The sequence below is a fragment of the Novosphingobium sp. genome (assembly GCF_030696665.1).
Classification (GTDB): domain Bacteria; phylum Pseudomonadota; class Alphaproteobacteria; order Sphingomonadales; family Sphingomonadaceae; genus Novosphingobium.
This window is the reverse complement of the sequence record NZ_JAUYRV010000046.1, coordinates 20,424-34,234: the sequence shown is the minus strand read 5'-3', so window position 1 is coordinate 34,234 and position 13,811 is coordinate 20,424. Positions and strand designations below refer to the sequence as shown.

Genomic DNA, 13,811 nt, shown 5'->3' with positions numbered 1-13,811 from the left:
GATCAAAGAAACTTGGCCATCGCGCCTGCTGTATCGAGCATCCGGTTCGAGAAGCCCCACTCGTAGTCATACCACGAAAGGACGCGGACCAGCTTGCCTTCGAGGACAGCGGTTTCGAGGCTGTCGATGGTCGACGAGTGCGCATCGTGGTTGAAGTCGATCGAGACCAGCGGCTCGTCGGTGTAACCCAGCACGCCCTTCAGTGCGCCTTCGGCAGCAGCCTTGAGCACGCCGTTGACTTCCTCAAGCGTGGTGTCGCGCTTTGGCGTGAAGGTCAGGTCGACGACCGAAACGTTCGGGGTCGGCACGCGGATCGACGAACCATCGAGCTTGCCCTTCAGGTCGGGGAGAACTTCGCCAACAGCCACGGCAGCGCCGGTGCTGGTGGGGATCATGTTCATCGCCGCAGCGCGGGCGCGGCGCGGATCGCTGTGGATCTGGTCGAGGATCTTCTGGTCGTTGGTGTACGAATGGATCGTCGTCATCAGGCCACGCTCGATCCCGATGGCTTCGTGCAGAACCTTGGCCATCGGTGCGAGGCAGTTGGTGGTGCACGAGGCGTTCGACACGATCTTGTGATCGGCAGTGAGCTTGTCGTGGTTCACGCCGAATACGACCGTGAGATCGACGTTCTTGCCCGGTGCAGAGATCAGGACGCGCTTGGCGCCTGCATCGATATGCTTCTGGCCACCTTCGCGGTTGGTGAAGAAGCCGGTGCATTCCATCGCAATGTCGATGCCGTTGGCGGCATGTGGCAGGTTGGCGGGATCACGCTCGGCGGTCACCTGGATGCGCTGACCGTTTACGATCAGATCGTTGCCATCAACCGAAACATCGCCCGAGAACGCGCCGTGAACGCTGTCACGCTTGAACAGCAGGGCGTTGGCCTTGGCGTCTGCAAGATCGTTGATCGAAACCAGCTCAAGGCCGCAATCGGGCCGTTCGAGGATGGCGCGGGCGACATTGCGCCCGATGCGACCGAAACCGTTGATTGCAACCTTGATAGCCATGTCAGGTATCTCCTGTTGATTTACGAAACCCGCGAAAGGATCTGCGGGACAATCTTGTCGGCGGTGAGGCCGAAATAGTCATAGAGAACGTCGATCGGGGCAGATGCGCCGAAGGTGTCAATGCCGATGGTCAGGCCATCGCCCACATACTTCTGCCAACCCAGTGTTACGCCTGCCTCAATCGAAACCTTGAGTGCGTCTGCCGGCAGCAGGTCAGTCTTGTAAGCGGCATCCTGTTCTTCGAACAGTTCCCAGCACGGGAACGACACGACATCTGCGCCGATGCCCTGCGCTTCGAGTGCCACAGCAACGTCCTTGGCAATCGCCACTTCCGAACCAGTGGCCAGCAGCACGACCTTGCGTGCGGCATTGGCGGAGACGAGGCGATACGCCCCCTTCGCGCTCTGCATTTCAGCGTCGAAACGGACCGGCGCGAGGTTCTGACGGGTAAGCGCCAGAACGCTGGGCCGATCCTTGTTGGCCAGCGCCAGCGACCAAGCCTCAGCCGTTTCAATCGCATCGGCCGGGCGGAAGACCAGCAGGTTCGGGATCATGCGCAGCGACATGACATGCTCGACCGGCTGATGCGTCGGCCCATCTTCACCAAGACCGATGGAATCGTGCGTCAGAACATAGACCACGCGCTGGTGCTGAAGCGCCGAGAGGCGGATTGCGTTGCGGCAATAGTCCGAGAAGATCAGGAACGTACCGCCGTAGGGGATCACGCCTCCGTGCAGCGCCATGCCGTTCATCGCAGCGGCCATCCCGAACTCGCGGATGCCGTAATAGACATAGCGACCTTCGTAGCTTTCGGGCGTGAACGGCGTGGTCGACTTGGTCTTGGTATTGTTCGAACCGGTAAGGTCAGCCGATCCACCAACCATTTCCGGCACATTCGCCGTGAACGCTTCGAGCGCCATTTCGCTGGACTTGCGCGTGGCAACCTTGGGCGGATTGGCGATCAGCGACTGGATATAAGCGTCGTAACCGGTTTCGGCGGGCAGTTCGCCAGCCATGCGGCGGGCGAGTTCTGCTGCCTTGTCGCTCCCGGCGGCGCGGGCTTCCCACGCTGCACGTGTGGCCTTGCCTGCTTCACCGGCAGCACGCCAGTTGGCAAGGATGTCTGCAGGCACTTCGAACGGTGCTGCAGTCCAGCCCAGATAGTCGCGCGCGGCTGCGATTTCATCAGCACCCAGCGGCGAGCCGTGGACGTTATGACCGCCCTGCTTGTTGGGCGCGCCCTTGCCGATCACCGTGCGGCAGGCGACCAGCGACGGGCGCGGATCGACTTCTGCTTCGGCCAGAGCGCGGGCAATGTCGGCAAAGTCATGGCCATCGCACGTGGTAACATGCCAACCCGACGCAGTGTAGCGGCCAAGGATGTCCTCGGTGGTCGAAAGCGAGGTATCGCCATCAATCGTGATCTTGTTGTCGTCCCACAGCACGTTGAGGCGGCCGAGCTTGAGCGTGCCAGCAAGGCCCACAGCTTCGTGGTTGATGCCTTCCATCAGGCAGCCGTCGCCGGCGATCACCCAGGTCTTGTGGTCAACCAGATCGTCGCCGAACTGAGCGTTGAGGTGACGCTCTGCCATCGCAAAGCCGACGGCCATTGCCACACCTTGCCCCAGCGGGCCGGTGGTGCATTCAACGCCATCGATCAGGAAGTTTTCGGGGTGACCGGCGCAAACGCTGTCGATCTGGCGGAACTTGCGGATGTCATCCATCGTCGGGCTTTCATAACCCGTCAGATACAGCAGCGCATAAATCAGCATCGACCCATGACCGGCCGACAGCACGAAGCGATCACGGTCCGACCAGTCGGGGGCCGAAGGATCATGCTTCAGGAACTGCGTCCACAGCACCGTGGCGACATCGGCCATACCCATCGGCATGCCGGGATGCCCCGAATTGGCTGCCTGGACTGCGTCCATGGCAAGCGCACGGATCGCGTTGGCCATAGGTGCCAGCGCGGTGGTTTCGCGTGTCATGCTTGAAATTAGCCCTTCCCTGTTCGTGCCGCCAGCATCTGGCCCGCACGAAATCCGCTGATTCGGAGCCGGGCCTCTTTGGTCATGGCAGGGCGATGGGTCAAGGCTGCGGGACAGGGTTCTTTGCTGCAAATGCGTTGTCCTGCGCTGTCTTTAGCACGATGCAACAGCATTCCCCCGAATAAGGGTTGAGCGACGGTTGCGATAAAGGCCCGATCTGGTAGTTTCATCGACCATGACGATGGATGGATTGGGCACCGCTTTGGACCGGCTTGAGCAAGCGCTCGTGCGGGTTGAAGCTGCGGTTATACAACAGGGCGGTGAAACGGCCGAGGAGCTTGCGCTTCTCAAGGTCCGTCACCGCAAGCTGAAAGACACGGTTGCGCAGGAGTTGCGGCAATTGGACCTGCTGTTGGCAGGCCTGCCCAAATGAGCAACCTGACACTGATGATCGGTGGCCGTCCCTTCACAGTATCGTGTGCGGATGGCGAAGAAGACCATATTGCGATGCTCGGCCGAATGATCGACGAGCGCGCAAGCCGCATGGGCAGTGGGCAGACCGAGCCGCGCATGCTGCTGTTTTCAGCGCTGATGCTGGCCGATGAACTGCACGAAGCACACCGGCACGCGCCAATCGTGGCACCGCCACCGACAGCCGACGAACCCGTGGCCATCGCCGAGGTGGACGACCTGATCGTCGAGCGCGTGACCCGACTTGCCGAACGGATAGAATCTGTGGCGGCGACTTTGGAACAAGCCCCTTGAGAAAAGGCCAGTGAGTGCCTAGATCAAGGGGGACGGGATCTGCCCGGCACGAGCCGCATGAACATCCCTGAGGCTATAAGCAATCCAAGGGGGCTGCCCCTGTCTGGGATCCTGGTCCCGGGCAAGCGGTCCCCACCTGACGTCGAGGCGTCAGAGGATTTTCCGAGCTAACGACCACGGTGGGCCCGTCACCCTCCTTATTTTGCAGAATCACGGAGCCTCGCGTGGAAGCCAAGAATGCGCTGCGCAGTGAACTGAGAGCGCGGCGCAATGCCCATGTTCTGGCGATTGACCCGCGCGTGATGGCGCTGATGTTCAAACGCCCGCCCTCGCCCGTGGCTGCACTCGTTCCTGATGATGCTGTAGTTGGCCTTTATCTTGCCGGGCCTGCGGAAGCACCGGCAACCGCCTATGCACGGCACTTTCACGAAGCAGGGCACAAGGTTGCCTTGCCGTGGTTTGAATCGCGCGAATCGCCAATGGTCTTCCGCGAATGGGCCTCGCCGTGGGTGGATGATCTGCTTGTGCCGGGCCCGTGGAAGGGCATTGTGCAACCGGCAGGCGATGCAGCGATGCTTATCCCCGATGTGCTGTTTGTGCCTTTGGTCGGATTTGCAGCCGATGGTGGCCGATTGGGGCAAGGCGGCGGGCATTATGACCGTTGGCTGGAGGCCAATCCATCGGCGCTGCCCATCGGCTTGGCGTGGGACTGCCAGTTGGTAGACGATCTGCCCCGTGAGCCGCATGACGTTCCGCTCCACGCCGTGGTAACGCCAACGCGAATCTATGGACCTTGGGAGCATGCAGCGTGACACAACCTGAAAGGCCGGATTGGCGCCCAACCTGGCGTAAACCGGTAGGCATCATTGGGCTGGTCTTGGCGCTGTGCGTCTATGTCTTTGCTGTTGCATCAGCTTCGGCGATCATCGGTGGGTGGCACGTTCTGCTGCAGACACTGGCGTATGTCGTGTTCGGTACAGTGTGGCTGCTGCCCCTGCGGCGGTTCCTGATCTGGATGGAAACCGGGCGCTGGGGGTGATTGAAGCGCAGGTCTGAGTGGAGCGGGGCGTAAAGCCCCTGCACCGTCAGACAAACCGCTTCTGAAAGAAATTCCCAAGGTGGCGCGAGTGACGGGACTTGAACCCGCGACCCTCGGCGTGACAGGCCGATACTCTAACCAACTGAGCTACACCCGCGTGCCCCTTGGGAGACGCGCCTCTATGGCAGGTGCAGCGGAGTGTCAACGGCCAGATTTCGGGAAGTTTTCCACAGCGCGTGACGCGGAAATCAGGAAAAGAAAAAGGCGCCCGAAGGCGCCTTTTAAATCTTCCCAATGGCGCGAGTGACGGGACTTGAACCCGCGACCCTCGGCGTGACAGGCCGATACTCTAACCAACTGAGCTACACCCGCTCACCCTTGGGAGCGCCGCCTCTATGGCAGAGCTTGCGGGCTGTCAACGCTGTTCGTGCAGCATTTTCGGCTCTCCGCAAATTTCCTTTGGTATGCCCCGACTGGGTCAGCATTTCTGGTACTTCCAGTTGCGTGGCTTGCCCTCCCCGATCCATTCGACGGCATGCGCGATACGCTTGTCGCGAGTGGCGTCGGTCTTGGCCTCTACAATCCATTCGATGTATTCCCGGCGTTGACCCGGTGCCATCGCGTCAAAACGGTCACGCACAGCGGCGGTTTCCAGAGCATCGGCAAAACTGGATGGCACGTCGGGAACAGGCTTTGGTGCGGCCTTCGGTTTTGGAGAGGTTGACGCAGTAGAGAGCCGTTCCGCCGCCGCGTTCAGCCGCTGGATGACCTGTTCCTCGTCAGGAAACTGGTCAAGGCTGGCGATCTTGCGGAAGGGGCCTGTGCCGCCCAACTGCTCATCATCGTGAAAGAACACCGAGACGTGCGCCTTGAATGCGGCCATCCCGGCGAGGTTCTTACCCCGCAATGTGAAGTGCGGCATGCCCCATTTTATCGCTTCGACGCAGTCCGGGATTTCGCGATGGACCAGCGCGCGGAAGCGTTCAAGGATCGGGCGGGCAAACTCTCCTGCCTTGGCAATGTGCGCATCGATACGCGGATCGATTGTCGGCATGGGCGTCTCCCTTTTCAGGGAGGATACCACATCAATCTCCCAGCAAAAGTACCGGCGTTTCGATCAGCTTTTTGACTGCTTGAACAAAGCTTGCAGCATCATGGCCGTCCACCACCCGGTGATCGCAACTGATCGAAATGTTCATGAGCTTGCGTTTCTCGATACGCTCCCCCCCCATGCCGTCAGGCACGAACATCGGGCGCTCGACGATGCGGTTGGGGCCAATGATGGCAACTTCAGGGCGGTTGATGACCGGGGTTGTCGCAACGCCGCCCAGCGGGCCGAGCGAGGTGACCGTCAGCGTGGAACCCGACAGTTCCTCGGACTTTGCACTGCCGCTGCGCGCGGCCTCTGCAAGGCGGACAATCTCGCGCGCCAATTGCCATAGATTAAGGCTTTGCGCGTTTCGGACCACCGGAACCATCAGGCCTGCCGGGGTCTGAGCCGCCATGCCGAGGTGGACCGCGCCATAGCGGGTTACCACACCTGCCTCATCGTCATACCGCGCGTTGATCATCGGAAACTGGGGCAGCGCACGGCAGATGGCGGTGATGAGCAGCGGCAGAAGCGTCAACTTCGGCTTATCGCCGCGATGGGCGTTCAGCTGTTCACGCATCGCTTCGAGCGCGGTCACATCGCATTCCTCGACATAGGAGAAGTGCGGGATGTGACGTTTTGACGCGGCCATGTTCTCGGCAATGCGGCGGCGCATGCCGATAACCTTGATGAATTCATCGCCACGTTCGCGGCCTGCGGAGCGGTATCCGCCCTTTGCATTGTAGGAGAGGAACTGGTCGAGATCGGCGTGGCGGATGCGGCCTTCCTCGGAGGAGCGCACTTCGGACAGGTCAATGCCCAAATCGCTGGCGCGCTGACGCACGGCGGGGCTGGCTAGGACTTTGGCGTCGACATCGTGCTTTGCGGAAACTTCGACCACCTCAACCGGGGCGGGCATTGGCTCTGGTGCAGTCGGCGCGACAGCAGCCTCAACTTTCGCCACATCACCAGCATCGGGATTCTCCGCCTCGATCCGCTCAGCCACAGCCTTTTCCGTGGGCGCAGGCGCAGCGTGCCCGTCAGCCGCCTCCCCCTCGGTCTCGATCACTACCAGCGCCGAACCAATCGCCACGACATCGCCAACATCGCCTGCGATCGAGACGACCTTCCCGGTAACCGGGCTTTCCATTTCAACCGTGGCCTTGTCGGTCATCATGTCGGCAAGGCGGCCGTCTTCCTCGACCGTGTCTCCGACTTTCACGTGCCAAGCGACGATTTCAGCTTCGGCGATGCCCTCGCCAATGTCGGGCAGGCGGAATGTATATGTTGCCATGACTCAGGCTTTCATCAAACGGTCGATGGCCTCGCCAATGCGGACCGGGCCGGGGAAGTAGGCCCATTCGAGGCTGTGGGGATAAGGCGTGTCAAAACCGGTCACGCGTTCTATCGGCGCTTCGAGGTGATAGAAGCAGCGCTCCTGCACCAGAGCCGAAAGCTCCGCGCCAAAACCGCAGGTGCGCGTCGCTTCGTGGACGATCAGGCATTTGCCGGTCTTTTCCACCGACTTTTCCACAGTCTCGATGTCGAGCGGGACCAGAGTGCGCAGGTCGATGATTTCGGCATCGACGCCCTTTTCAGCGCAGACTGCTGCGGCGACATGGACCATCGTGCCATAAGCCAGCACGGTGAAAGCCTGCCCCGGCCTCACGATCCGCGCTTTGCCCAGCGGGATGGAGTAATATCCCTCCGGCACGGCGCTGTCCGCATGCTTGGCCCACGGCTCAACCGGTTTGTCGTAGTAGCCGTTGAAGGGGCCGTTATAGATGCGCTTCGGCTCGAAGAAGATGACGGGGTCGTTGTCCTCGATCGCCGCGATCAGCAGGCCTTTTGCGTCATACGGGGTGCTGGGGATGATCGTCTTGATGCCTGAAACGTGCGTAAACAGGGCCTCGGGGCTTTGGCTGTGAGTCTGCCCGCCAAAGATGCCGCCACCGAAAGGCGAACGCACCGTCATCGGCGCGGTGAACTCGCCCGCCGAACGATAGCGCAGGCGTGCTGCTTCAGACACGAGTTGGTCAAGCCCGGGATAGATGTAGTCCGCAAACTGGATTTCAGGCACCGGGCGCAGCCCATAGGCCCCCATCCCCACCGCAACGCCGATGATCCCGCATTCGCTGATCGGCGTATCAAACACACGGGTTTTGCCATGCTTGGCCTGCAAGCCGGCAGTCGCGCGGAAAACGCCGCCGAAATAGCCGACATCCTCGCCCAGCACGACGACATCGGGATCACGCTCGAGCATAATATCCAGCGCGTCGTTGATCGCTTCGATCATGTTCAGACGGCGGACCGGAGCTTGCGAGAGACTGACCGGGGATTCATCGGCCAAATTCTGTGCGTAGGTCATGCGTCTTTCCAATCCGGCCATTTGACCTGGCGCTCATGAATTGCCTGTTCGCTCTGTTCCTTGAGGTGCCAGGGCAGTTCCTCGAACACGTCCTCGAACATCGTGCGGAACGGGTGGTGCAGGCCGTGGCCAAGAATGCCGTTTTTCTCGGCCTCCTTGGTTGCGGCCTTCACTTGCTCCATCAATTCACGGTCCATTTCAACATGCTGCTCTTCAGACCACTCGCCCAGCGCGATGAGGTGCTGCTTCAGGCGGTTGACCGGATCGCCCAGCGGCCATTCTTCGCGCTCGTGTGCTGAGCGATACTGGCCCGGATCATCCGACGTTGAGTGTCCCTCAGCGCGATAGGTAAAGTGCTCGATCAGCGTTGGCCCGGCGTTTGAACGCGCACGGTTGGCGGCCCATTGCGTTGCTGCATAAACAGCCAGCGGATCGTTCCCGTCAACGCGAATGCCGGCGATGCCATAACCGATGGCACGCGCTGCAAAGGTCGTCCGCTCGGCCCCGGCAAACCCGGAAAAGCTCGAAATCGCCCACTGGTTGTTGACCACGTTGAAGATGACCGGCGCATTGTAAACGGCCGCAAATGTCATGGCCGAATGGAAATCGCCCTCCGCCGTCGATCCTTCACCGATCCAGGTCGCAGCGATGCGGGTATCGCCCTTGATCGCGCTCGCCATCGCCCAACCCACCGCCTGCGGATACTGCGTGGCCAGGTTGCCGCTGATCGAAAAGAATGAAGCCTCGCGCGCCGAATACATGATCGGCAGTTGCCGACCCTTCAGCTTGTCGGCGCGGTTTGAATAGATCTGGTTGATCATCTCGACAATGGGATAGCCGCGCGCGATCAGGATGCCCTGCTGGCGATAGCTTGGAAACACCATGTCGTCGTCAGCCAGTGCCATCGCCGGAGCAACCGAGGTGGCCTCCTCGCCGGTGCACTTCATGTAGAAGCTGGTCTTGCCCTGCCGCTGCCCGCGATACATGCGATCATCAAAGGCGCGGGTCAGCGCCATCGTGCGCAGCATGCGGCGCAGCGTGTCGGCATCAAGTTTCGGATCCCACGGACCAACGGCCCGGTGATCCTCGCCCAGAACGCGCACCAGGTCGAGACACAGCGGATGCGTTTCTACCGCGGCACAGCCCTCGTCAGGACGAGGTTGCTCTCCGGCGACCGAAATCTGCAGGTGCGAATAATCGACCTTGTCGCCCGGCCGGAACTTGGGTTCCGGCACGTGAAGCGCAAGCGGCGGAAGGTTGCCACGCGCGGTTCCACTCATCTTGAGAACACCTGCATCTGACTCTCCAGCACCCGAATCAGCCTATGCGAATGCAAAAGCTCGACGAGTGCAAAGTTATAAACGTGTGTTATTTTATTTCACACGCCTTTTCGAGTCAATCGCAGTGTCAGACGGCAACAGGGGCAGACAGTTGGCCCTGTGGCGAATATCCGGTCACCTCGAAATCCTCGATCCGATAGCCGAACACGCTATCGGGTCGGCGCAGGATAGCAAGGCGCGGATCGCCGTCCGGTTCCCGGGAAAGCTGTGCTTCGACAAGATCCCCATGATTGAGATAAAGGTGCGTGTCTCCACCCATCCACACCAGTTCACCCGGTTCCAGATCGCATTGCTGCGCGAGCAACCGGACAAAGAGTGCCGCGCCCCACAGGTTGAACGGCAGGCCCAGCGCAACGTCACAGCTGCGCTGGTAAAGCAGGCCGTTCAGCCTGTTGCCGCTGACATGGAATTGATAGGTCTTATGGCACGGCGGCAGCGCCATCTGGTCCACTTCCGCCACATTCCACCCTTCCACGATGTGGCGTCGGCTGCCGGGGTTTTTGCGAAGAGATTCGATGACGTCGGCTACCTGATTCACGCCTTTGGGCCGCTGGCTGAACAAGCCGTCGCCCGCAGGTTCGTAAACCGGCCAATTCACCCACTGCTTACCATAGACGGGACCAAGGTCACCCCATGCAAGCGCAAACGCTGCGTCATCCACGATGCGGGCTGAGAAGTCCGCGCGGGAAATGTGGTCGCCGGTCGCCTTGCGATAACGGTCCAGCGGCCAGTCGGTCCAGATCTCCACGCCCTGTGCGCACAGGTTGCGGATGTTTGTGTCACCGGTAAGGAACCACAGGAACTCGCGCGTGGCGGTTTTCCAGAACACGCGCTTGGTCGTCAGCAGCGGCATGCGCCCCTCCGACAGGTCAAACCGCAACTGCGCCCCGAACACTGACCGCGTCCCCACGCCTGTGCGATCAACGCGCTCGTCGCCCTGCTCCCAGATGCGGCGCATCAGATCAAGGTACTGCCATTCTGGATGGCGCGCGGATTCGGGCGATGCGATCATGGCACCGCTTCTATCCGCACCTGCACGCCTGCGCAAAAGCCGGACTGCGAAAATTCCCCGCAAAATTCCGTGCGGAAAAAACTTCGTGCGCGCGCTTGCCAGCCCCGGAAGTGCTTCGTATAGGGCGCGCCTGCCTCGCAGCCGGGTAACTGGCTTGCGGATCGGTCGGGGAATAGCTCAGCCTGGTAGAGCACTGTCTTCGGGAGGCAGGGGCCGGAGGTTCGAATCCTCTTTCCCCGACCACTTCACCCTCAGTGGTGAGAAACAGAGCGGCCTTCGGGTCGCTCTTTTCGTTTGTGCATTTGCCGCAACTCGTCGCAACTGAAGCACAAGTCCTTCAATTCACCGCATATTTTCCGGCAGCCAAACGCAAGAGCCCTTTCGCTTCAGCGCAGGATTGCCGACCTTGGCAGGGCTACCCATAAACAGGACAGGAAAACCCTTCCGTGAAAATCCGTAATCTCACCCTCGCCCTCCTTGCCGCGACCGCACCTTTTGCCACCACGGCTATGGCGCAGGAAGCTGCCGCTGGTGCGGCCGCCACGGCAACCGCAACACCGACCGTGGGCGCAACCGTCTATGACACCGCCGGTGCTGAAGTCGGGACCATCAAAAGCGTAACTGCCCCGAATTTCGTGATCGATACCGGCAAAAATATGGCTACGCTGGCGCTGACCGCGCTCGGCACCGGGCCTAAGGGTCCGGTATTGGGCATGACAAAGGTTGAACTTGATGCCGCCGCCGAGAAGGCCGCAGGTGCTGCACAGGCAGAACTGGCATCCGCCATCGTCGCCGACGCGCCAGTGCATGCGTCAGACAAGGCGACCGTGCTTGGAAAGATCAGCGAAGTGAGCGAAACCGATTTCGTGCTCGATACCGGAACCGCCAAGGTCAAGCTGCCGCGCACATCCGTGGCGAAGGCCGAGACTGGCCTCTACATCGGCATGAGCGCTGAACAGTTCGCCGACGCAACCAAGAGTGCAGCGGCCCCAGCGCCGAGCAAGTAAACCCGAAACGAAGGCGGCGTGCAGGTGCGCCGCCTTCGCCTTTACCCGCCCCTGAGTAGTTGGACGCCCCAGTCACGCTCGAAAAGGTAAAGCAGCGTTCGTGCAGCCTCACCACGTGGTGAAGAAAGGCCGCCATCTCGCTCCATCAGAAGGCGCGCGTCATCATGCGCCAAAGGCAGCAGCCGGGCGATCTGTTCAAAGTCGGCCACCTTGAACGGGGTATCTCCCGATTGCCGCGTGCCGAGCAGTTCGCCGCCGCCGCGCAGCCGCAAATCTTCCTCCGCCAGCCTGAAACCGTCCTGCGTTTCCCGCATTAAAGCCAGTCGCTCCCGCCCGGTTTCCGACAAAGCATCACCGCGCAGCAGCAAGCAGGTCGATTGCTGGCTGCCCCGCCCCACGCGCCCGCGCAACTGGTGCAGTTGGGCAAGGCCAAAACGCTCTGCCTGCTCAATCACCATCAGCGTGGCGTTTGGCACGTCCACGCCCACTTCAATCACCGTTGTCGCAACCAGTAGCTTGGCATCGCCGCGTGCAAAGCGCTCCATTGCCGCGTCTTTGGCCTCGGGCCGCATCTGGCCGTGGACCATGACGACGGTATCGCCAAACCGCTCTGACAGCAGCGCGTGGCGGGCTTCGGCAGCGGCAATGTCGGCTGTTTCCAGTTCACGCACCATCGGGCAGACCCAATAGGCCTGCGCACCTTTGGCGATGTGTCGTCCGATCCCTTCGATCACATCGGCAAGGCGATCCTGCGCCACCACGCGGGTGTCAATTGCCTGACGCCCCGGCGGCATCTCATCAAGCCGTGAGACGTCCATCTCCCCATACTGGGCCAGCGTCAGCGTGCGCGGAATAGGCGTTGCTGTCATCGCCAAACAGTGCGGCGTGCGCTTTGCCTTTTGGGACAGCATCAGCCGCTGGCCCACGCCAAAGCGGTGCTGCTCATCAATCACTGCCAGCGTAAGATTGCGATAAGCGACCGTGTCCTGAAAAATTGCGTGGGTGCCAACGCAAATGTCGATGCTGCCGTCCAGCAGCCCCATGAGGATCGACTCGCGCGCCTTGCCTTTGTCACGCCCCGTCAGCAGGGCAATGGTCACGCCGGTGCCTGCAGCCATGCGGCTGAGCGTTTCCGCATGCTGGCGTGCAAGGATTTCCGTCGGGGCAAGCAGCGCCGCCTGCCCTCCGGCCTCCACCGCGATCAGCATGGCGTTCAGCGCCACCGCCGTTTTGCCCGATCCGACATCGCCTTGCAGCAGCCGCAACATCGGCGCGCCTTGGGCCACGTCTCCTTCGATTTCGGCAATCGAGCGCTTCTGCGCGCCGGTCAGTTCGAACGGCAGGTTGAGCTTTGCCCGCAAACGCCCATCGCCATGCAGCGGCGTTCCCTTCTTGGCGCGGTTGCTTTCGCGCACCAGCAGCAGAGCAAGGCTGTTGGCCAGAAGCTCGTCATAGGCGAGCCGGTCCCGCGCCTGCGGATGTTCGGCCTTGTGAGCCAGCGGCAAGGCTTCATGCCAGCGCGGCCAGTCCATCTTTGCGGCCAGCCCAGGTTCGATCCATTCAGGAAGCTCCGGCAGTCCTTCCAGAGACTGGTGAACCAGCGCCTGCAAGCGACCCTGCGTAAGCCCGTCGGACAAAGGGTAGACCGGCTCGTTCAAATGGCCGAGCATGCCTGCGCTGTCTTCGCTCACATGATCCGGGTGGACCATCTGCCACGTCTGGCCATACTGGTCCAAACGCCCCGCAACCCAGCGCTTTTCGTCCAGCGGCAACTGCTTCTTGCCCGAATAGGACGCCCGCCCGAAATAGGTGAGTGCGATGTAGTTGCCCAGCGCATCCTCGGCCATCACCCGGAACGGCCCTCGCCCGGCGGATTGCTTGTACTCACGCGGGGTTAGCGCCACCACGATCTGCTCGCCAACGCCCGCCTCGTCCAGATTGGCGACGGCGCGCCGCGCAACGAAGCGGTCGGGCAAATGATAGGCCAAGTCCTTCACCCGCGTCAGGCCAAGCTTCTCAAGCGGACGGGCAAGCCCCGGCCCTACACCTTTCAGGCTGCCGGATTCGGCGAATAGCGGGTTGAGCACATCGGGACGCATCGCGCCGACATAGTCCGACCACACGTATTTCGCCAATGGTGGCCTGTGTGAAAATCACGCCAATTTTGATGCAGCGCATAGAGCGTGGAGCCA

Annotated in this window: 13 protein-coding genes and 3 tRNA genes; 6 read left to right on the top strand and 10 right to left on the bottom strand. The window is 61.3% G+C overall.

Annotated elements, in window-relative coordinates; translation table 11 throughout:
* Positions 1–2: 2 nt before the first annotated feature.
* Both gap and tkt read right to left on the bottom strand, forming a co-directional pair.
* Positions 3–1,010 carry a type I glyceraldehyde-3-phosphate dehydrogenase gene (gap, locus tag Q8R81_RS13055; RefSeq protein WP_305618494.1) on the bottom strand — a complete coding sequence of 336 codons (1,008 nt, stop codon included), beginning with the start codon at positions 1,008–1,010 and terminating at the stop codon, positions 3–5.
* Positions 1,011–1,030: 20 nt separating this feature from the next.
* Positions 1,031–2,998, bottom strand: coding sequence for a transketolase (gene tkt / locus Q8R81_RS13050; RefSeq protein WP_305618493.1), 1,968 nt, complete (start codon positions 2,996–2,998; stop codon positions 1,031–1,033).
* Between the two features lie 235 nt (positions 2,999–3,233).
* Between tkt and Q8R81_RS13045 the strand changes: the two genes are divergently transcribed.
* The 4 genes from Q8R81_RS13045 to Q8R81_RS13030 all read left to right on the top strand — a co-directional run bounded on the left by Q8R81_RS13045 (position 3,234) and on the right by Q8R81_RS13030 (position 4,802).
* Positions 3,234–3,431 carry a hypothetical protein gene (locus Q8R81_RS13045; protein ID WP_305618491.1) on the top strand — a complete coding sequence of 66 codons (198 nt, stop codon included), beginning with the start codon at positions 3,234–3,236 and terminating at the stop codon, positions 3,429–3,431.
* Complete coding sequence (locus tag Q8R81_RS13040) at positions 3,428–3,763, top strand: cell division protein ZapA (protein WP_305618489.1); 336 nt, start codon at positions 3,428–3,430, stop codon at positions 3,761–3,763. The genes Q8R81_RS13045 and Q8R81_RS13040 overlap by 4 nt, the downstream gene beginning before the upstream one ends.
* A gap of 224 nt (positions 3,764–3,987) precedes the next feature.
* On the top strand, positions 3,988–4,575 hold the full coding sequence (locus Q8R81_RS13035; protein ID WP_305618487.1) for a 5-formyltetrahydrofolate cyclo-ligase: 588 nt from the start codon (positions 3,988–3,990) through the stop codon (positions 4,573–4,575).
* Positions 4,572–4,802, top strand: coding sequence for a DUF2842 domain-containing protein (locus tag Q8R81_RS13030; RefSeq protein WP_305618485.1), 231 nt, complete (start codon positions 4,572–4,574; stop codon positions 4,800–4,802). The genes Q8R81_RS13035 and Q8R81_RS13030 overlap by 4 nt, the downstream gene beginning before the upstream one ends.
* A gap of 80 nt (positions 4,803–4,882) precedes the next feature.
* Here the strand turns inward: Q8R81_RS13030 and Q8R81_RS13025 are convergent.
* The 7 genes from Q8R81_RS13025 to thyA form a co-directional block, all read right to left on the bottom strand.
* Positions 4,883–4,959: transfer RNA gene (locus Q8R81_RS13025), tRNA-Asp, on the bottom strand.
* A 138-nt stretch (positions 4,960–5,097) separates the two neighbouring features.
* Positions 5,098–5,174: transfer RNA gene (locus Q8R81_RS13020), tRNA-Asp, on the bottom strand.
* Between the two features lie 106 nt (positions 5,175–5,280).
* Positions 5,281–5,856 carry a YdeI/OmpD-associated family protein gene (locus tag Q8R81_RS13015; RefSeq protein ID WP_305618483.1) on the bottom strand — a complete coding sequence of 192 codons (576 nt, stop codon included), beginning with the start codon at positions 5,854–5,856 and terminating at the stop codon, positions 5,281–5,283.
* Between the two features lie 31 nt (positions 5,857–5,887).
* A complete protein-coding gene (locus Q8R81_RS13010) occupies positions 5,888–7,186 on the bottom strand; it encodes a dihydrolipoamide acetyltransferase family protein (protein WP_305618481.1) in 1,299 nt (432 codons plus the stop codon).
* Positions 7,187–7,189: 3 nt separating this feature from the next.
* Positions 7,190–8,188 carry an alpha-ketoacid dehydrogenase subunit beta gene (locus Q8R81_RS13005; RefSeq protein WP_371135384.1) on the bottom strand — a complete coding sequence of 333 codons (999 nt, stop codon included), beginning with the start codon at positions 8,186–8,188 and terminating at the stop codon, positions 7,190–7,192.
* Positions 8,189–8,256: 68 nt separating this feature from the next.
* Complete coding sequence (locus Q8R81_RS13000) at positions 8,257–9,540, bottom strand: 3-methyl-2-oxobutanoate dehydrogenase (2-methylpropanoyl-transferring) subunit alpha (RefSeq protein WP_305618478.1); 1,284 nt, start codon at positions 9,538–9,540, stop codon at positions 8,257–8,259.
* Between the two features lie 127 nt (positions 9,541–9,667).
* Complete coding sequence (gene thyA / locus Q8R81_RS12995; RefSeq protein ID WP_305618476.1) at positions 9,668–10,612, bottom strand: thymidylate synthase; 945 nt, start codon at positions 10,610–10,612, stop codon at positions 9,668–9,670.
* A gap of 166 nt (positions 10,613–10,778) precedes the next feature.
* On the opposite strand from thyA, the gene Q8R81_RS12990 reads away from it, so the two are divergent.
* Positions 10,779–10,855, top strand: a tRNA-Pro gene (locus Q8R81_RS12990).
* Positions 10,856–11,058: 203 nt separating this feature from the next.
* Positions 11,059–11,619, top strand: coding sequence for a hypothetical protein (locus Q8R81_RS12985; RefSeq protein ID WP_305618474.1), 561 nt, complete (start codon positions 11,059–11,061; stop codon positions 11,617–11,619).
* 41 nt (positions 11,620–11,660) lie between these two features.
* Here Q8R81_RS12985 and recG read toward each other — a convergent pair whose 3' ends face one another.
* Positions 11,661–13,718: an ATP-dependent DNA helicase RecG gene (gene recG, locus Q8R81_RS12980; protein WP_305619383.1), complete on the bottom strand. Its 2,058-nt coding sequence runs from the start codon at positions 13,716–13,718 to the stop codon at positions 11,661–11,663.
* Positions 13,719–13,811: the final 93 nt, after the last annotated feature.